We start from the raw sequence: 18,370 nt of genomic DNA, 5'->3' as shown, positions 1-18,370 counted from the left end.
TGAGATTGGAGTTTAACTGCTCGCCCACTCAAGTCTTGACTTGCAGCGCTGATAAACAATGGCCTTGTAAATCAAGATAGCGAGAAAAACAAAGCATAATGCTAACGGTATACCATACACACTGGTGAATCCGGTAAACACCAGCGCTGACAGCGCAAAAAGAGGCAATGCGACCAGATGGCTGAATATTATATGTCTGTCTTTCGACATGGCGTACAACCCATAATGGGGCACCATGCTTATCGCATAAAGTACTATCGCGAATAAAACAACATAAAGAATACCGACATTCTGGCTATAAACATCCTTGCCTAACCACCACAACAATGGATGAACCAAAATAGCAGCAGCAAGGCTCAGCAATGTTGCAATCAGCACCGTCTGAAGAAGCAGGGAGCGCATCCCGCTGACAAAATCTTTTTGGTCTTTTCTTGTAAAGGCACTAACAATTTTTGGATACAAGAAAACGAAGACACCAGCATCAAGAAATGAGGTTACAGCGTTGGCGATCCCTGCAAACAGCACATAAGATGCCAGTATTTCCTGTCCCGCAATCAGCTTTACCCAATAGCGATCAATAGTAAAAACGCCACGTATGGACAACGTGGCTATCAAGAAAGGTACGGCGACCGCTATACCACGTCGGATCCACTTCCAGTCTACAGACTGCTTTAAATTTTTCCTTTCGAGCGCCGACAAGGCTACGATACCAATGATGCAGGATATCAATGCCCCCAAAACCCAGGCTGATAAAGCATATTCCAGTGACCGGGTTTGCGGAAACAACCAAAAGGATATAACGGCTATTATTGCCCACAACCCTGAACGCAAAAAAAGTATCACGCTTGCCAATAGCTGTTTGGAAATAGCGACTAATAACCGATTTAACTCTTGAGAGAGATGCTCGACAATGACCAGCATAAAAAACCACGGCGCTAAAAACCATGGCAGTAATTCAAAGAAAAAAACAAGCGCCAACAACGGCAAAACCAGAATGTACGTCAAGGCGAAAAAGACACCCTGATCCCTTATCAGTCTTGCCCATTGATCCTGTACGTTGCCCAGCAACTCTCTAGTACTATAAGTATAAAAATCGAACCCTAATGCATACAGTGAATAGCTGACAGTCACTGTTAACAGTCCATACAATGCGACCGCATGAGGCTCAAGGTAATAAGCCAGAAAAAAAATGAAAAAAAACTTTGAGACCAATGTTGCTCCTCTCAGAGCAACATTGACAATTTTTAGACAAGACGAATCCATCATTACCTAGGACTTATTAAGTCTTATTGATCTACGCACAATGACAGCCAGTACGCCTGCCATTCCCCCAATGCAAATAGCCAGGAAGAGTATCATTCTTTTATTGGGTTCTATTGGTTCGGCCGGCCTGTAAGCAGCATCAACAATATTTATAACCTTTATGCCGGCCAACTGCCTTTCCTTACTCTCACCCGATATTTCTTTATATGATCTGTCAACTCTTTGACGCTCTGTGATTTTCTGACCAAGATCACGAATCTCTTCAGAGGAAAGCCCTTTATCCAATTGTTGCTGTATTATTTCTTTTTCTGCGCCAAGGACATTAACCCCCATGAAATAGAGAGGAAGCTGCCAGTCATTGCCTTGAACACCTGCATAAAGTCCTTGGTTAGACCCACGCTGACGTCCCAGCTCCTGAGGAACTGTAGGTTCTTTTATATTCAACAAACGTGCGGTCTGTATAGCTTGCTCAAGCTCAAAAATTCTTGCTTCACGCTCACTGATTAATTTTTCCTTCAAAAGTGACCGCTTCGACTCGAGCTCATTAATTTTCAAATCATTGAACTGAACAAAATTATCAACAAGCTCGTTACGTACCTGACCAGCAGTCCAGGCAACGTAATTATTCAACAGGTTCGCCCCTTGCGTATCATCAGCATAGCGATAGCTAATTGTCAGCGAACTATAATCACCACTCTTGCTTTCACTAAAATCAAAGCTGTTTGAAAAAATCGAATTCGTATTCTGCAGCTTTAAATCGCTCTCTATTGCAAACTTCTGAAAATTCTGAGAACTACCCACTCTCTCTTTAAATCTATAGTGCGCATAATCTGGAGAAACGTTATAATTTTCATACTGACCAATATTATTCGGCTTGATCAAATCATTTCCCATGACTTGCCAGGGCGACTGAAACTGATTAAGCGCAGCAAGATTTGCGGAATCGGCCGTTATGATGCGAGTTGACGACTGATAAACAGGCGTCTTTAAAAAAGCATAAAGCAATCCTGCGCATGTAAAAAAAACCAGGGAAACAAAAATGATTTTCCAACCGCGCAGTATCGTCCTGAAAAGTTCGACGAGATCGATCTCGTTACTCTCCAAGTTGTTTGTCTCTTCTTTGCCAGCCATTTTTCCCTCAAAAAATATTCAGCATGCATTTAAATTTAGCTTATTAAAGGTGCGCTTCGCTTTTACACCGCCACGAAATAATACAAAATTTTTTAAAACACGATTTGGTCATGCTTTATGCAATAAAATTGCTGACAAAGGTCGATCTTCACGAGATCCTCTCGATTAAATCCAGAAAAACCACTGAATTAGGCTTCCCCTGGATACAAAACAGCCACGCTGTGTGCGTGGCTGTTTTAACAAAATTAGCGGCTCATGAATAGACAGGAAGCCTTTCACAGACTTTTGCGACCTGGTTCTTCACCGTTTCTTCTGCATCAGCGCTGTCACCCTTTTGCATGGCATCAAGGATATCGCAGATCCAGCCGGCCAGCTCGCGACATTCGTCTTCCTTGAAGCCACGCGTGGTCACGGCAGGGGTGCCGATACGCAGACCGGAGGTGACGAACGGGCTTTGCGGGTCGCCCGGTACGGCGTTTTTGTTGACGGTAATATGAGCGCGACCAAGAGCGGCATCAGCGTCCTTGCCGGTCAGGCCCTGCTTGACCAGCGAGAGCAGAAACAGGTGATCTTCCGTACCGCCGGAGACCACGTCAAAACCGCGCTCCATGAAGACACCGGCCATGACCTTGGCGTTCTTGACAACCTGCTGCTGGTAGGCCTTGAACTCGGGTTCCAGCGCTTCCTTGAAGCAGACGGCCTTGGCGGCGATGGCATGCATCAGGGGGCCGCCCTGCCCGCCCGGGAACACGGCGGAGTTGAGCTTCTTGTAAAGGTCTTCATCGCCCGCGGCGGAAAGGATCAGGCCACTACGCGGGCCACGAAGGGTCTTGTGCGTGGTCGTGGTGACCACATGAGCATGCTTGAGCGGGCTGGGATATTCACCTGCAGCCACCAGACCGGCAACGTGGGCCATGTCGACAAAAAACCATGCCCCCACTTCATCGGCGATCTCGCGAAAGCGTGACCAGTCGATGATTTGTGAGTAGGCCGAGAAACCGGCGATGATCATTTTCGGCTGATGCTCACGGGCCAGACGCGCGACTTCGTCATAGTCGATCAGGCCCTGGTCGTTCAGCCCGTACTGCACGGCGTTATAGTGCTTGCCGGAGAAGTTGGGTTTGGCACCGTGGGTCAGGTGGCCACCCGCGTCCAGGCTCATGCCCAGAATGGTGTCACCCGGCTTGACCAGTGCCTGAAACACGGCGCTGTTGGCCTGAGAGCCGGCATGCGGCTGCACGTTGGCATAATCACAGCCAAACAGTTCGCAGGCACGGGCAATGGCCAGCTCTTCGACCACGTCAACAAACTCGCAGCCGCCATAGTAGCGCTTGCCGGGATAGCCTTCGGCGTACTTGTTGGTCAGCTGAGAACCCTGAGCGATCATGACGCGCGGGCTGGTGTAGTTTTCCGAGGCGATCAGCTCGATGTGATCTTCCTGACGGCCGTTTTCCTGCTGCATGGCCTGCCAGAGGGCGTCGTCATAGCCGGCAATGGTCATATCGCGTGTGAACATGAACTTCCTCGATACCAGAAGGTTGAGAACGCACCAGACAAGCTGCACAGGCGCGTGGAGAAAATACGTTGCCCGTCATCATACACAACGCTTTTGGGCCTTTCACTTGAAACGCGGCCATCTCGGATGCGAGAGCGACATCCTGAAAAAAGACATCAAAAGCGAGGTTGTCACGAGCCTTTCCGTAAAGGCTCCTGATACCTGAAACAAAAACGGCAGCCCGCAAAGGCTGCCGTTTTTTGTTTTTCACTACGATATTGGCTTACGCCGGCACGCTTTCTGCAGCGAGGGGCATGGAAGCTTCCAAAGACTGTCTGGGGGGCTTTGTCAAATCGATGTTTTCCGGGAAGCCGATCTTGCGCCCCAGCTCGATATCGGCGCTGACCGGGTCAAGTACGAACTCTCCGGCCACCGGTGTAAAGGTCAGTTCTCCCACATAGCAGCGCTCGCCAACCACGAAGAAATCCACGCGACAGAAGCCGAAGGGCTCGGAAAGCGCCTTCGCCACCTGAATCATTTCATCGAGACACGCAGGCGCCTTGAGCTCTTCCCCCTGCAGGGGCTTGTAACCACGACGGTTGAACGGGGCAATCTGCCAGTCTTCGGTGAAAAACTGACAGCGGATATCGGTAAAGCGCCCGGCAATCAGCTGAATATAGATCTCCTGCTCATCGCCATTGTTCAGCACCAGCACCTTGTAATCCGCCGGAACCTCTCCGTCGATCAGCAGGGCCTTTTCAATCACGAGCTGCGGCTTTATGGCGCGGTAATGCTTTTCCCGGTGCAGGCCTGCGTAGTCGTAATCCAGCCATTGGTTGGCCTCACAGGCCAATTTAAACATATCCGTATGCCAGGGTTTTTTAATCACGGCCACCTGCCCGGCGCTGTGATTGGCCTTGATGACAAACGGCTCCTGAATGCGGCTCAATTCTCGCTCGGTGATCGTGTCATAAACACCGACAAAGGGCACCAGATACCGCTCGCCAGCACGCTCGGTAATATAGCTTCGCACCGCCACTTTATCGGCCAGTGTCGAAAAACAGGGATGCGGATAACGCATCCGATGAAAGATCTTTTCACTGACACTTTCAGGCGATCTGAAATTACAAAAGCGACCGTGCAGGCGCAGATAGGTCAGATTGAAATAGATAAAATCCGGTGTTTTTTTAAACAGCCGGTAGATCAAGCTTCGCAGCTTTCTCATGCGTTCATGCCCCTTGATGATATCAACACCAATGGCGAAAGCCCGCTCATGAGTCATGGCAGGTGATCACCTCTACCCTTGAACCGGTGCATGATGGCTGACCGGTATTCAACGGCTTCTCTGGGCCCGGTTAATTGAAAACCACGATGTTATAAGAAGGGCGTTCAGAGCGGTGTGAATGTATATAGGCACAACAGAGACGACTGTGCAGAAACGAGTTTCCAGCACCAAAAGGGAGCGGATACGCACTAAAGTAGTGCAACATGGAATTTTACTACACGGCTATTTTTACCGTCTTAAAGAAGTTGGTAAACTTTCAAATTGATCAGCCTGCCATGACTACTTATTTAATTCTTGTTAACTGATATACAGAGCGCTAAAACCAACAATGATGTATCAGAAAAACGCCTGAAATGACATCATCCCCATTATCTGAATAATGATATTCAACGGCTCTGCGCTGTCTGGTTTCTCCCGCCTTTAAATGCTGAAATACCCGGCCATTTTTGACCGGGTATGTCATTCGATGGTTCTGACTCGTAAAGGAGTCTTGCCTACCCTTCCCCCAGCAGCCGCAGACTTTCCATCGGGGCCTGACGTCGCAGCGGTGTACTGAGCAGATACCCGATACCGCCGATTAAAATTGCCCCACCCAGTGGCATTAAAAGCCACACACTCAAATGCACGCGCACGTCGAGGTCCAGCCAGACGCCATACAGCATGGCGCTGACACCTTCTGCCAACATGGCCCCCAGCAGACCGCTACAAAAGCCGAGCCAGCCAAACTCCGCCAGTTGAGTCCGCACCAGCCGTCGATCGCCAGCACCGAACACCCTGAGCAGCGCCCATTCATGGCTACGGGCCGGTCGGGAGGCGGTCAGCGCGGCATACAACACGGCAATGCCGGCCAGCAGGACGAACAGCAACACCAGTTCCACGGCTCTTGAGACCTGGCGCAGCAGATCACGCACCTGCTGCAAAATGGCGTCGATGTCCAGCAACGAGACCGAGGGATATTGCTGTATCAGCGGCCCCAGTGCCTGCTGCTGATTCAGCGGCAGATGAAAGGCGGTGATGAAACTGTGACTAAAGCGCGCCAGCGGCCCGGGCGGAAAAATCACGAAGAAGTTGGGCTGAAACGACTCCCAATCTACCTTGCGCAGACTGGTAATGCTGGCCGTAATCTCGCGCCCGCCGATATCGAACGTCAGCCTGTCACCGAGCCCGAGAGACAGCTCCTTCGCCATGCTTTCCGCGACCGAGACGCCCACCGGCGCATCACGCGTCCCCGTCTGCCCGTTTTGATCATTGTCGTTTGAAAGCCAGGCGCCCTGCGTCAGCGTATTGCTGTCAGGTATGGTCGCCGCCCAGGTCAGATTGATCTCACGGCGCAGGTTGCCATCGTTGCGGGCCGTTTCCGGCACCGCATCTCGCGCGGTCACGCCATTGATCTCGACCAGTCGCCCACGCACGATCGGATAGACCTCCGAGCGGCTATCGGTAATGGTATCCAGCGCGCTGATAAACCCGTCTCGCTGGCTGGGCTGAATGTTGATGGCAAACTGATTGGGGGCATCAACAGGCAGCTTCGACTGCCAGTCATCAATCAGGTCCGTGCGCACCAATGCAATCAGCGCCATCAGGGCGAAGGTGACGGCGAAAGCCAGAATTTGGCTAATGCTGGACTGTCGACGCCGCGCCAGCTGTCGGCTGCCCATGCGCCAGTGCCGTGGCAATAGCGTTGCCCCGTGCAGCAGCAGCGACAGCATCACCTGGGCGACACCCCACAGTACGACCAGGGTCACCAGCCCACCGATCAACAGCCCGGCTGACAGCACGAGATCGCCGCTATAAAGCCACAGCAGTGCCCCGAACATGAGGCTGGCACAAAGGATGATCACCCAGCCGGCGGCAGGCAGCGGTGCCAGCTCGCGACGCAGCACATTGAGGGCGCTGACCTGCTTGAGGCGCAACAGTGTCGGGCCGGCAAATCCAATCAGGATGGCCACGGCCGTCAGCATGCCCAGCAGTAATGGCAGCGGCCCCGGTGGCGGTAATTCCAGCGGCAGAAACTGCACCAGCAGGCTCAACAGCGCCCACTGGCCGACCAGCCCCAGCACCGCACCGGCCGCGGCAGCGGTCAGGGCCAGCATGGCCAGTTGCGCGGCAAAAATGCGCGAGAGCTGCTGTTGACTGGCGCCAAAGCAACGCATCAGGGCTGCCGTATCCAGATGACGCTCGACATAACGCCGGGTGGCCATGGCCACCGCGACGCCGGCCAGCAGCACGGCGGCCAGCCCCGACAGGCTCAGGTATTGCTGAGAGCGCTCCAGTGCCCGACCGATGCGCGGACTGTCCTTGCGCACATCAATCACGCGAATGCCGCGGTCCTGCCAGGCTTCGAGCTGGCTATCCAGCGAGCTGACCGCCTCCGGCGGGCCGGCGGCCAGCAAGCGCCAGGTCAATCGAGCGCCGGGGGCAATAAGCCCCGAACGCTCCAGATCCGGCAGGTTGATCATGATGCGCGGGTTAAAGCTTGCAAGCCCCACATCCTGATCCGGCTCCTCTAAAATCCAGCCGCTGATCCGAAACTGCTCGTCCCCCAGCGTGATGGCATCGCCCAGCGATAGCCCAAGCGCAGTCCCCAGGCGCGGCTCGACCCAGACTGTATGGCGATCGGGCAGTCGAGTAGTGGTCTCGACCCCGTCGCCAAAGTCGACCTGAAAGCTGCCATATAGCGGATAGGCCGGCGCCACGCCCTTGAGGCTTGCCAGCTGAAAACGATCCTCAAACCCCGCCATCGAGACCGTATTGACCTGGCGCGCCGTGGTCATCCCGGCGTCCTCCAGCGCATCGAGAACCTGTGTATCAAAGGGGTTGCCCTGCACCAGCACCAGATCGCCCCCCAGCAGCTGACCGGATTGACGCTCCAGCGCACTGCCGATGCGATCCAGAAAAAAGCCGATCATGGTGGTCGCCGCCACCGCCAGTACCAGTGCCAGAAAGAGCGCACGGACATCCGCGGCGCGCAGGTCGCGCCGGAGCCCCGCCCACCCCAGCCGCAGCGTATGGCCCCACCCGAATGAGGGGCGACGTCTCGGGGGTCCGGCATCGGGCGTTAAGCGGGCAGTCATCAGTGATCCACTCCTTCAGGCTCATGACTCGGGGGCGCAGTATCCGGGCCGCGGGCGTGATCGGAAGCGCGGGCGTGCAGTCGTCCGTCATCAAGCGTCAGGGTGCGATCGCAGCGCGCGGCCAGCCGGGGATCATGCGTGACCAGCACCAGGGTGGTGCCGGATTCCCGGTTGAGCGTAAAGAGCAGATCCGCCACCCGGTCGCCCGTGGCGCGATCAAGATTGCCGGTCGGCTCATCGGCAAAGACCAGCGCCGGGCGGGCGACAAAGGCACGCGCGATCGCGACCCGTTGCTGCTCGCCACCCGAGAGCTGTTTGGGCAGGTGCTGGACGCGCGCCTCCAGCCCCACGCGCACCAGCCACTGCCGGGCCTGATCGGTATCGACGTTGTGGTCACTCAACTCCAGCGGCAGCAGCACGTTTTCAAGCGCGGTCAGCGTTGGCAGCAGCTGAAAGTTCTGAAACACGAACCCGACCTGCCCGGCCCGAAGACGCGCGCGGCCGTCTTCATCCAGCGAGGACAACGGCTCGCCGAACAGGGCAAGCTCGCCGCGAGTAAGCGTGTCCAGCCCGGCCAGCAAGGCCAGCAGGGTGGATTTTCCCGACCCCGAGCTCCCCACGATGGCCACGCTTTCACCGGCGTGAATCTCCAGATCCAGCGCGTGCAGGATGGTGATGGCGTTTGACCCGCTGCCCACGGTCTTTTCAAGCTGGCGCGCCATCAGGATCGGTGTTCTATCCTGTGGGCGTGCGCTTCGTGCATGATCACCCTGTAAACGACCATCCTGACCGGGGTGCTCAACGTCCTGTTTTCTGGTTTCTGGAGTCGACATCTTGCGCTACCTGAATTGGATGAAGGTTTCACATCGCATCGCGCCGAAGGCCCGACGCCTACTGATGGTGCTGGCAGTTGTGCTGGCAGCAGTTCTACAGCCGGTTCATGCCGAAACGCTGCTGGTGGTAGGCGACAGCCTCAGCGCGGCCCGCGGTATCGAGCGTGACGAGGGCTGGGTCAACCTGCTGCGTCAGCGGCTGGAGGCCGAAACGCCGGGACAGCATACGGTAATCAATGCCAGCATCAGCGGCGACACCACGGCAGCCGGTCTCGAGCGGCTGCCCAAGGCGCTTGAAACGCACCACCCCGATATCGTGCTGCTGGAGCTGGGGGGCAACGACGGTTTACAGGGGCTCCCCCCCGAGCGCATGCAGGATAACCTGGCGCAAATGATCGAGAAGAGCCAGGCCAGTGGCGCACGGGTTGCCCTGCTGGGCATTCTGATCCCCCCCAACTATGGCAGGACGTATACGAAGGCCTTCGCCAACGTTTTCCCGACGCTTGCCAGCCAATATGATGTGCCGCTGGTGCCCTTTATTCTTGAGGGTGTGGCGCTCAATGATGAGCTGATGCAGAACGATCGCATTCATCCCAACGCAAAGGGACAGCCCATCATGCTTGATAATATCTGGCCTACCGTGGCCGCCATGCTGGATAAAGCATCGCCAGGTGATGCGACGCCTGCCAGCCGCCATTAAGCACTGATTCAACCCCGGGTACTGGCTTGATCATGGGTACTGGCTCAGTCACAGGCCCTGATTCAATCATGGCGGCATGGCCGCCCTGTTTCCTTATCTTCGACGTACGGTGGAACCCCTGACATGTCCTCTGCTTCTCCCTCCTCCTTTGTGGTGGCCTATCGTCTGGATGGCCAGGGCAGCGGTACGCCGCTGGATCATGAGGCGCTTTCCCGCGCTTGGCATCACGACGATGCACAGCTCTGGATGCATCTGGACTTTACCCACAAGGATGTCGACCATTTTCTTGGCACCATTGCCGAGCTTGATGAAGACATCATAGAGGCGCTGACAGAGGAAGATACCCGCCCGCGCGTGGCAGTGTTCAAAGGCGGGAGAATCACGACCCTGCGCGGCATCAACCTGAATCCGGGCGCAGATCCCGATGATCTGGTCTCGCTGAGGGTGTGGCTGACCGAGAATCGACTGATCACCGTGCGTCGGCGACCGCTACAGTCGATTACCCGGGTTCGTGCCTATCTCGATGCCGGTGAAGGCGCCCGCAATGTCGGCGAACTGATGGCCGGCATGGCCGACACGCTGGTCGACCGGGTTGGGGATCTGACCCACCAGATTGATGATGCACTCAGCGAGCTGGAAGAGCGCCAGACCGTTCAGGATGCGCCCGCCATCACCAACGAGGAGCTGACCGATATCCGCCAGCCGCTGATTACGCTGCGCCGGTTCATGGAGCCGCAGTATCACTGTCTGGCACGCCTTGCCGAGGATGACATCTTCGATGAGACCGCGCGGCTCTGGCTTCGCGAGGCATCCAACCAGCTCTTTCGCTACGTCGAGGATTTTCGCGCCATGCAGGAGCGCGCCCTGATTCTGCAGGAGCAGATCTGGAACTCGCATAACGAGCGCCTCAACGAGCGCATGTACCTGATGGCCATCATTACGGCCGTTTTCCTGCCCCTGACCTTTTTGACCGGGCTTTTGGGCATCAACGTCGGTGGCATTCCGGGGGCTGCAAGCCCGGCAGGCTTTGCCGTGGTCGTGGTGCTGTCAATGCTGGTCGGTGCCGGGGTCATGGGCATCCTGAAAAAGTGGCGCTGGTGGTAGCTCCTGGGCAAGGGCCCTCTGGTGATCGCCCCCGGGTGATAGCCTTTTAAAGGCAGCCCCCAGGCAGCTTAGCGGTCGATATGGCCCAGATCACGCTCGGGGTCGAGGCGGTCACGCACCCGCCGCTTGAGCTCCTTGATGTCGGGAAACCCGCCATCGCGCTTGCGCTCCCAGAGCACCTCGGAGGTGTCCTGCGCATCAAGGGTGATCACCACCTCGAAATGGCCGCCGTGGCCGGGGGCCAGTGCCACCTGCTCAAGGCTCTCGCCAAAGGTGGATAACAGCTCCTGCGCGTACCAGCCGGCGCGCAGCAGCCACTGACACTGGGTGCAGTAGTGAATGGTCACTTTCATGAATGGCTCCTTATGAGAGAACACCGGCTTTTCTTTCACGACCATGGGGTTACATCATGCAACAGAGGTCCTTAAAAAACCCTGCTGCCTATTAGTTAATCTAATGAAGCCCTGCGCAAAAGGCATTTTTACACCTCATTATGCTGGCTTCGCGCCTGTCGGACTTCATATCATGCAAGCCTATCTTTCATGACCGAAAAGTCGCCGTCTGCATGGCAGGGCTGCATTTTCATTTGAGGAAGCATCGATCATGCAAACACAGCGGATGATCAGCCCCGAGCTGCTCGAACGTGTCGTTAATGCCTCGGAAGACGGTATCGTCGTGGCAGAGCGGGAAGGCAACGAAAACATCCTGATCTACGTTAACAGCGGCTTTGAACGTCTGACGGGCTACAGCGCCGACGACATCCTCTATCGCGACTGCCGCTTTTTACAAAACGGTGACAATCAGCAGCCCGGCCTTGACCGCATTCGTGATGCCCTCAGGGAAGGTCACCCCTGCCGTGAAATCATTCGCAACTACAAAAAGGATGGCGCCCTGTTCTGGAATGAACTGTCCATTACCCCCATCCACGATGAAGAGGATCAGCTTCTTTACTTCATCGGCGTCCAGAAGGATGTGAGCAGTCTGGTAGAGGCCCAGCAGGAGCTCGAACGTCTGCGCACTCGCGTCGAAGAGACATCCTGAGCGCCGTTGACCGCTACTTGCCCATGATGCTTCTGAACACCCGCCACCAGCGGGCCGGACAGCTTTTCTCGTGTCATCGACATCCTTGTCAATCATCGAAGGCATGAACACGTCAAAACCGCTTGCCTGAGGCCACAAAGGGCGCTATATAGCCTTTTTTGCAGCTAAGGGCAGTCACCATGAGTACCGAGCTGTTTGATGAAGCACCCGATGAGTTCGAAGCGGTCAACGATGACACCTGGACGCCCAACGCGCGTCCCAAGAAGGGAGAGATCTGCGCGCGCCGGCGCGTTGAGACGCTGCTGGAAAAGCGTCGACTCGAGCGCGATCTGATCGATGGCTGGGAGGCATGGGACGAGGAAGAATAGTCCAACGCTTCCTCTAGCAGGGCGCCCGTGTGGCGCCCTGAACGTTTGTGACCACGCCACTACCCACCGCTTGACGCTGGCCGTGATGCCTCCTGATCTCTATCATCACGGTACTGGCAGACGACTGCCTCTGATACCCTGCCTATCACCATTGACTACGAGGCTGAATCCACTCCATGGCGCAATACGTATATACCATGAATCGGGTGGGCAAGACCGTGCCCCCCAAGCGTGACATCCTCAAGGATATCTCCCTGTCGTTTTTCCCCGGTGCCAAGATCGGCGTGCTCGGGCTGAACGGTTCGGGCAAGTCATCCCTTCTGAGAATCATGGCGGGCGTCGATCAGGACTATCACGGCGAAGCCCGGCCCATGCCCAATCTCAACGTGGGTTACCTGCCGCAGGAACCGGAGCTTGACGACAGCAAGACGGTCCGCGAGACCGTCGAGGAAGCCCTGTCCGCCATTACTGAAGCGCAGGCAAAGCTTGATGCCGTCTACGCCGCCTACGCCGAGCCAGACGCCGACTTTGACGCGCTGGCCGCCGAGCAGGCCCGCCTTGAGAACATGATCGAAGCCAGCGACGCCCACAATCTCGAGCGCAAGCTGGAAGTGGCCGCTGAAGCCCTGCGCCTGCCGCCGTGGGACGCGCTCGTAGAGCATCTCTCGGGCGGTGAGCGTCGCCGTGTCGCCCTGTGCCGACTGCTGCTGTCAGGCCCTGACATGCTGCTGCTCGATGAGCCGACCAACCACCTGGACGCTGAATCCGTGGGCTGGCTCGAGCGCTTTTTGACCGAGTTCAGCGGCACGGTCGTAGCTGTGACGCACGACCGCTACTTCCTGGACAACGCTGCCGGCTGGATCCTCGAGCTCGACCGCGGCCGCGGCATTCCCTGGGAAGGCAACTACTCGACCTGGCTTGAAGCCAAGGAGAAGCGTCTCGAGCAGGAAGCCAAGCAGGAAGCCACGCGTCAAAAGGCCATCAAGCAGGAGCTTGAGTGGGTTCGCCAGAACCCCAAGGGCCGCCAGGCCAAGAGCAAGGCGCGCCTCAATCGCTTTGACGAGCTGCAGTCCGGCGATTTTCAGAAGCGCAACGAAACCAACGAGATTTACATTCCGCCGGGACCGCGTCTGGGCGACAAGGTCATCGAGCTGCATAACGTCACCAAGCGCTTTGGCAACAAGATGCTGATCGAGGATCTGACCCTGTCCGTACCGCCGGGCGCGATCGTGGGCATTGTGGGTGGCAACGGCGCCGGCAAGTCGACCCTGTTTCGCATGATCACCGGTCAGGAGCAGCCCGACAGCGGTGAGGTGGTGATCGGCGAGACCGTCGACATCGCCTACGTCGAGCAGCTACGCGATGCGATGGACGATCGCCAGACCGTCTGGGAAGCCGTTTCCGGCGGCCAGGACATGCTCAGCATCAACGGCTACGAAGTGTCTTCGCGCGCTTATGTCGGTCGCTTCAACTTCAAGGGCAACGACCAGCAGAAGTATCTGAAGGATCTCTCGGGTGGGGAACGTGGCCGCCTGCAGCTGGCCCAGACGCTCAAGCAGGGCGCCAACGTGCTGCTGCTCGATGAGCCGTCCAACGATCTGGATATCGAGACCCTGCGCGCCCTGGAAGAGGCCCTGCTGGCCTTCCCGGGCTGTGCGATGGTCATCAGCCACGACCGTTGGTTCCTGGACCGTGTCGCCACGCACATCCTGGCCTACGAAGGCGATTCCCACGTGGAGTTCTTCGAAGGCAACTACACCGACTATGAAGCGGACTATCACAAGCGCGTAGGCAGCGACACGCCCAAACGCGTGAAGTACAAGCGTATCGACGCCTGATCGAGCTCAGTCTCCGGTGCATTAAAAGGGCCACCCCATTGGGGTGGCCCTTTTTTATAACGCGGCTTTTTACGACGTGGCTTTTTTCATGACGTGGCCTTGATCACGTCCCTTCTGTCACGACGTCAACGCTGGTCGTAGAAGGACGCCTCCCCTTCCGGGCGGGTCTTGAAGCGACGATGCAGCCAGAGATACTGCTCGGGATGCTTGCGAATGGCCATTTCGATAAAGGCGTTGACCTGAGTGGCATCAGCCACCTCATCGCCGCTGGGGAAGTTTTCCAGCGCCGGCAGATATTCGAGCGTATAGGTGCGATTGTCCGGATTGCGATGAAACATCAGCGGCATGACCGGTGCACCGGTCATGCGCGCAATCTTGGAGGTCAACCGGATGGAGGCGGCATCAATGCCGAAAAATGGGGCAAACACGCTCGCGTCGCGGCCAAAGTCCTGATCCGGCGAATACCAGACCGCATGACCGCCCTTGACGCGCCGGACCACGCCACGCAGATCATGCCGATCAATGGCGGCACCGAAAATCCCGCGCCGCGCTTTCGTCATGAAATGCTCGAACAGGGGATTGTTGTGCGGTCGATACACCACGTCGGCATCAAAGAACAGCGAGTGCAGCGCACCGCCCAGATCCAGCGTCGAGAAGTGGATACCAATGATCAGCACCCCCTTGCCGCGGGCTTTCGCCGCCTCCATGTGCTCGGTGCCCTTGAAGCTGACCCGGTGACGCAGGTGCTCGGGGTCGCGACACCAGCCGGTGGCGGTTTCCAGAATACCTATGCCGTTGGCATGGAAGGTACGCCGCACCAGTCTGGCGAGCTCGCGCTCCCCCAGCTCGGGGAAACACAGCCGCAGATTGGTCTCGGTGATATGGCGACGACGTTTGACGAAGCGCCATACCAGCTCGCCAATGGCCGTGCCGACCCACAGCTTGAGCCGCCAGGGCAGAAAGGCGCCCACGCGCATCAAGCCGATCGCACACCAGGTGGACCAGTAGCGCGGATGCGCAAAGGATTCGGGGTAGTCGTGACGTTTGCGTTTACTCATCAATCAGCCTGTGTAACTTCCTGCGGGCAGACGCGCTGGCGCATGTGTATCACGCGGCAGACACTAATAAGGGATCACGGAACAAGGCACCGGCTATCGACAACCCATCAGAACAATTCATCAGAACAACGCGCTGGTATCAGACGCTCTCTCGAGCGTCGTCGTCCTGATGATAACAACGCGGCACGCGCGGCAGTATGCCGGTCAGCAGCGTATAGGCGATGGTATCGCACCAGCTTGCCACCTCGCTGACGCTGAGCTCCGAACCGCTGGCGTCGCGCCCCCAAAGGGTCACGCGTGATCCGATGCCGGCCTCGGGCAGCTCGGTGATGTCCACGGTCAGCATGTCCATCGAGACGCGTCCGGCAATGGCGGCGCGCTTTCCTTCCACCAGAACCGGGGTGCCCTCTCTGGCATGACGATCATAACCATCACCGTAGCCGCAGGCCACCACGCCGACCCGTGTGGGTCGATGGGTGACATGGCGCGCACCATAGCCGATGGGCTCACCGGACTGTAATTCGCGCACGGCAATGATCCGGCTTTCCAGCGTCATGACCGGGCGAAGTATCTGTTCGATCTCGTCATGCAGCGCGTGTTGAGGTTCCAGCGGATTGACGCCATAGAGCATGACGCCCGGGCGTACCCAGTCATGCCGGGAAGCCGGCACGCCCAGGGTGGCAGGAGAATTGGCAAAACAGCCGGGCAGATCAAGCAGGCAACGCAGGGCATTGATCGTCTCGAGCTGGGCGGTCAAAAGCGGGCTATCGGGGGTGTCGGCCGTTGCGAAGTGGGTCATCAGCAGCGTCTGCTCGATCCCGGCATGCGCCTGCAGACGCCCACAAAGATCCCCGACTTCTTCGGGGGCAAACCCCAGCCGGTGCATGCCGCTGTCGCATTTGACCAGCACGGTCATTCGGTGCTGCGGCCAGCGCGCGAGCCGCGTCAGCAGCGCATCAACCTGCCAGTGCGTATGCAGCACACTCCAGTAGCCGCCCGTAATGACCTCATCGAGCTCATCGGCCTCGAAAAAGCCTTCCAGCAGCACAATGGGACATTCGATGCCGCGGGCACGAAGGGCCTGCCCCTCTTCCAGACAGGCCACCGCCATGGCCGGTGCCAGATCCTGCAGGGCCTGAGCACAGGCGATAGCGCCATGACCGTAGGCATTGGCCTTGAGCACGGCCATGGCGCGCGCCTCTGGCGCATACCGGCGCGCCTGCAGGTAGTTGTGACGCAGCGCATTCAGGTCAATATGCGCTGTCAGCGGCCTCATGTGATCAAGCCCCGTGCAAAAGGATGGGTATCAGTAGCCGGTGTTGCCGGACATGTCGCGCCCCAGTCCACCACGCCCCAGACCGTTGAGATCATTGTCATCCGGCAGGGCGGTACGGTTGGGCGGCGGCAGTTGACGCTGACCGGCACCTCCCTGGCTGCCTTCCAGCGGACTGGGGCCATTCATGCCGGGGTCGGGCTGATCGTCACCGATGCCAAGCCCCGTGGTTCCCTGCGACTCAAAGTTCAGCAGCACTGCCTTGTCGGCACGCAGCCAGCCATTGAGAACATCCAGCGTATCGACATCCAGAATGCCGGCCTCCTGACGAAGACTCAACAGGTTGAGCACGTAATCATAACGTGCATCGGCGTAGTTGGAGATCGCGGTAAAGAGATTCTGCTGGGCCTGCAGGACATCGACAATATTACGCGTGCCGACTTCATAGCCATTGCGAGTGGCTTCCAGCGCACTGCGATTGGACTCAATGGAGCGCTTTTGGGCCTGCACGCTCAGGACGTTGTTGAGCGTCTGAGCATAGTAGGAGCGTACCTGCTGAACGGCAGTGCGCAGCTGTGATTCCTGCTGATACTGGGTCTGTTCCAGCGAGTACGTGCTCTGACGGACCTGAGCGCTGGTCGAACCCCCGGTGTAGATGGGAATGGTGGCTTCCAGCCCGATCTGGTTCTGTTCGTTGTTGCCGCGCAGGTTGTCCTGATCGCTGTCACCATACTGATAGTTGGCAAAGGCGGACAGGACAGGCAGGTGCCCGGCACGCGAGGTATCAAGATTGGCTCGCGCCACCTTGACGGCGGCCCGTGCGGCCAGCAGATCCAGATTCTGGCTGGAGGCCATCTCGACCCATGCCTGCTGGCTGGCCGGTGTCGGACGCTCGATGGGCATGTCATCGGCCAGGCCATCGATGCTGGAATACTGCTTGCCGGTCAGCTGCTCGAGCGCTTCGAAGTTGACCTGCAGGGTGCTTTCCTGAGAGATCCGCTGCGAGCGGGTCAGGTCATAGGATGCCTGAGCCTCATACACATCGGTAGCGGCCACGATGCCAACATCAAACTGCTGGCGTACCTGCTCAAGCTGGCGCGAGACGGCCTGCTCTTCGGCACGCAGGGTGTCGAGCTGTTCCTTGGCACGCAGCACTTCGAAATAGGCCTGAGCGACGTTATAAAGCAGCTGCTGGCGATCGACGCGCAGGTTCAGGGCTTCCTGGGCGGTCTGGCGTTTGGACGCTTCCAGCTGATACCAGTTGGTGGCATCAAACAGGGCCTGAGTGGCCTGTAACTGCACCGTACTGCCGGTGTAGTGATTGTCACTGCCACCGCCAGCGTTGATACCGCCAGCGCCCCCGTTTGCGCCTGCGCCTGCAGCGGCAAGGTTGCTGCTCTGGGAAGAAGTGATGTTGTAGCGCGTGACGCTGCCGGTAGCACTGACCTGAGGCAGCAGGTCGCCGCGCTCGATATCTTCACCGGCCTGCACACTGTTATAGCCTGATCTTGAGGCGGCGAGATCGGCGTTGTTAACCAGTGCATCGCGCGCGATGGACATCAGGTCAGCAGCCTGAGCCTGGCCCGCGAGCGAGACGGCAAGCACCAGTGGCAGTACTCTGAACTTACGCATCGAATGATTCCCTGTCTAAAACGGTTATGGCCGTCTCTGGTCAGTATCTTGTGACCGGCGGGCAACCTTGTCGCATTCTTGAGCGCACTGTCATGAGTACAGTGCAGCTACCTTATGGGGTGCGAGCTTAGCACATTGCAGGATTTTACATACATCCCTGAATGTTTAAAGGCGGTCAACGTCTGCTGATTGACCGGGCCAGAAAGGCCAATCAAAAAAACAGCGCCAGATTGGCGCCGTTTTTGATCATCTGCCCGGGTCAGTTGATGGCTTGC

At 57.3% G+C, this 18,370-nt stretch carries 15 protein-coding genes; 5 read left to right on the top strand and 10 right to left on the bottom strand.

Annotated features, from left to right (window positions below; translation table 11 throughout):
* Positions 1-12: 12 nt before the first annotated feature.
* The 6 genes from KSP9073_RS11920 to KSP9073_RS11895 form a co-directional block, all read right to left on the bottom strand.
* Positions 13-1,212 carry an MATE family efflux transporter gene (locus KSP9073_RS11920; RefSeq protein ID WP_108843171.1) on the bottom strand — a complete coding sequence of 400 codons (1,200 nt, stop codon included), beginning with the start codon at positions 1,210-1,212 and terminating at the stop codon, positions 13-15.
* 57 nt (positions 1,213-1,269) lie between these two features.
* Positions 1,270-2,394: a Wzz/FepE/Etk N-terminal domain-containing protein gene (locus KSP9073_RS11915; protein ID WP_108843170.1), complete on the bottom strand. Its 1,125-nt coding sequence runs from the start codon at positions 2,392-2,394 to the stop codon at positions 1,270-1,272.
* Between the two features lie 253 nt (positions 2,395-2,647).
* On the bottom strand, positions 2,648-3,910 hold the full coding sequence (gene glyA / locus KSP9073_RS11910; protein WP_108843169.1) for a serine hydroxymethyltransferase: 1,263 nt from the start codon (positions 3,908-3,910) through the stop codon (positions 2,648-2,650).
* Positions 3,911-4,172: 262 nt separating this feature from the next.
* Complete coding sequence (locus tag KSP9073_RS11905) at positions 4,173-5,114, bottom strand: ATP-grasp fold amidoligase family protein (protein ID WP_165814244.1); 942 nt, start codon at positions 5,112-5,114, stop codon at positions 4,173-4,175.
* A gap of 554 nt (positions 5,115-5,668) precedes the next feature.
* Positions 5,669-8,248, bottom strand: a complete 2,580-nt coding sequence (locus KSP9073_RS11900; protein WP_108843167.1) for an ABC transporter permease — start codon at positions 8,246-8,248, stop codon at positions 5,669-5,671.
* Complete coding sequence (locus tag KSP9073_RS11895) at positions 8,248-8,970, bottom strand: ABC transporter ATP-binding protein (protein ID WP_243409244.1); 723 nt, start codon at positions 8,968-8,970, stop codon at positions 8,248-8,250. The genes KSP9073_RS11900 and KSP9073_RS11895 overlap by 1 nt, the downstream gene beginning before the upstream one ends.
* A 112-nt stretch (positions 8,971-9,082) precedes the next feature.
* Here KSP9073_RS11895 and KSP9073_RS11890 point away from each other — a divergent pair, with 112 nt between their 5' ends.
* Entirely contained in the window at positions 9,083-9,781 is a 699-nt protein-coding gene (locus KSP9073_RS11890; RefSeq protein WP_439330947.1) for an arylesterase, read from the top strand.
* 123 nt (positions 9,782-9,904) lie between these two features.
* Positions 9,905-10,885 carry a zinc transporter ZntB gene (locus KSP9073_RS11885; protein WP_108843164.1) on the top strand — a complete coding sequence of 327 codons (981 nt, stop codon included), beginning with the start codon at positions 9,905-9,907 and terminating at the stop codon, positions 10,883-10,885.
* 68 nt (positions 10,886-10,953) lie between these two features.
* Here the strand turns inward: KSP9073_RS11885 and KSP9073_RS11880 are convergent, their stop codons facing one another.
* Positions 10,954-11,238 (bottom strand): Rdx family protein, encoded by a 285-nt coding sequence (locus tag KSP9073_RS11880; RefSeq protein ID WP_108843414.1) that lies wholly within the window; start codon positions 11,236-11,238, stop codon positions 10,954-10,956.
* 250 nt (positions 11,239-11,488) lie between these two features.
* Here KSP9073_RS11880 and KSP9073_RS11875 point away from each other — a divergent pair, with 250 nt between their 5' ends.
* From KSP9073_RS11875 to ettA, 3 genes are all read left to right on the top strand, one after another.
* Complete coding sequence (locus KSP9073_RS11875; RefSeq protein WP_108843163.1) at positions 11,489-11,926, top strand: PAS domain-containing protein; 438 nt, start codon at positions 11,489-11,491, stop codon at positions 11,924-11,926.
* 179 nt (positions 11,927-12,105) lie between these two features.
* Positions 12,106-12,294: a PA3496 family putative envelope integrity protein gene (locus KSP9073_RS11870; protein ID WP_108843162.1), complete on the top strand. Its 189-nt coding sequence runs from the start codon at positions 12,106-12,108 to the stop codon at positions 12,292-12,294.
* A 176-nt stretch (positions 12,295-12,470) separates the two neighbouring features.
* Complete coding sequence (gene ettA, locus KSP9073_RS11865; protein WP_108843161.1) at positions 12,471-14,132, top strand: energy-dependent translational throttle protein EttA; 1,662 nt, start codon at positions 12,471-12,473, stop codon at positions 14,130-14,132.
* Between the two features lie 125 nt (positions 14,133-14,257).
* Here the strand turns inward: ettA and lpxL are convergent, their stop codons facing one another.
* The 3 genes from lpxL to KSP9073_RS11850 form a co-directional block, all read right to left on the bottom strand.
* A complete protein-coding gene (lpxL, locus tag KSP9073_RS11860; RefSeq protein ID WP_108843160.1) occupies positions 14,258-15,190 on the bottom strand; it encodes an LpxL/LpxP family Kdo(2)-lipid IV(A) lauroyl/palmitoleoyl acyltransferase in 933 nt (310 codons plus the stop codon).
* Positions 15,191-15,329: 139 nt separating this feature from the next.
* Positions 15,330-16,466 carry an alanine racemase gene (alr, locus tag KSP9073_RS11855; RefSeq protein WP_108843159.1) on the bottom strand — a complete coding sequence of 379 codons (1,137 nt, stop codon included), beginning with the start codon at positions 16,464-16,466 and terminating at the stop codon, positions 15,330-15,332.
* A 30-nt stretch (positions 16,467-16,496) separates the two neighbouring features.
* Positions 16,497-18,095, bottom strand: a complete 1,599-nt coding sequence (locus tag KSP9073_RS11850; protein WP_108843158.1) for a TolC family outer membrane protein — start codon at positions 18,093-18,095, stop codon at positions 16,497-16,499.
* Positions 18,096-18,370 lie beyond the last annotated feature (275 nt).

The sequence above is a fragment of the Kushneria phyllosphaerae genome (assembly GCF_900312995.1).
Classification (GTDB): domain Bacteria; phylum Pseudomonadota; class Gammaproteobacteria; order Pseudomonadales; family Halomonadaceae; genus Kushneria; species Kushneria phyllosphaerae.
Note: the sequence above shows the minus strand (reverse complement) of the source record. Positions and strands in the feature narration are given on the sequence as shown.

Coding starts and splice junctions, on each gene's coding strand:
- ettA (WP_108843161.1), top strand. CDS start 12,471: ATGGCGCAATACGTATATACCATGAATCGGGTGGGCAAGACCGTGCCC.
- KSP9073_RS11900 (WP_108843167.1), bottom strand. CDS start 8,248: ATGACTGCCCGCTTAACGCCCGATGCCGGACCCCCGAGACGTCGCCCC.
- glyA (WP_108843169.1), bottom strand. CDS start 3,910: ATGTTCACACGCGATATGACCATTGCCGGCTATGACGACGCCCTCTGG.
- KSP9073_RS11895 (WP_243409244.1), bottom strand. CDS start 8,970: ATGGCGCGCCAGCTTGAAAAGACCGTGGGCAGCGGGTCAAACGCCATC.
- KSP9073_RS11915 (WP_108843170.1), bottom strand. CDS start 2,394: ATGGCTGGCAAAGAAGAGACAAACAACTTGGAGAGTAACGAGATCGAT.
- KSP9073_RS11880 (WP_108843414.1), bottom strand. CDS start 11,238: ATGAAAGTGACCATTCACTACTGCACCCAGTGTCAGTGGCTGCTGCGC.
- alr (WP_108843159.1), bottom strand. CDS start 16,466: ATGAGGCCGCTGACAGCGCATATTGACCTGAATGCGCTGCGTCACAAC.
- KSP9073_RS11850 (WP_108843158.1), bottom strand. CDS start 18,095: ATGCGTAAGTTCAGAGTACTGCCACTGGTGCTTGCCGTCTCGCTCGCG.
- lpxL (WP_108843160.1), bottom strand. CDS start 15,190: ATGAGTAAACGCAAACGTCACGACTACCCCGAATCCTTTGCGCATCCG.
- KSP9073_RS11870 (WP_108843162.1), top strand. CDS start 12,106: ATGAGTACCGAGCTGTTTGATGAAGCACCCGATGAGTTCGAAGCGGTC.
- KSP9073_RS11875 (WP_108843163.1), top strand. CDS start 11,489: ATGCAAACACAGCGGATGATCAGCCCCGAGCTGCTCGAACGTGTCGTT.
- KSP9073_RS11905 (WP_165814244.1), bottom strand. CDS start 5,114: ATGAGAAAGCTGCGAAGCTTGATCTACCGGCTGTTTAAAAAAACACCG.
- KSP9073_RS11885 (WP_108843164.1), top strand. CDS start 9,905: ATGTCCTCTGCTTCTCCCTCCTCCTTTGTGGTGGCCTATCGTCTGGAT.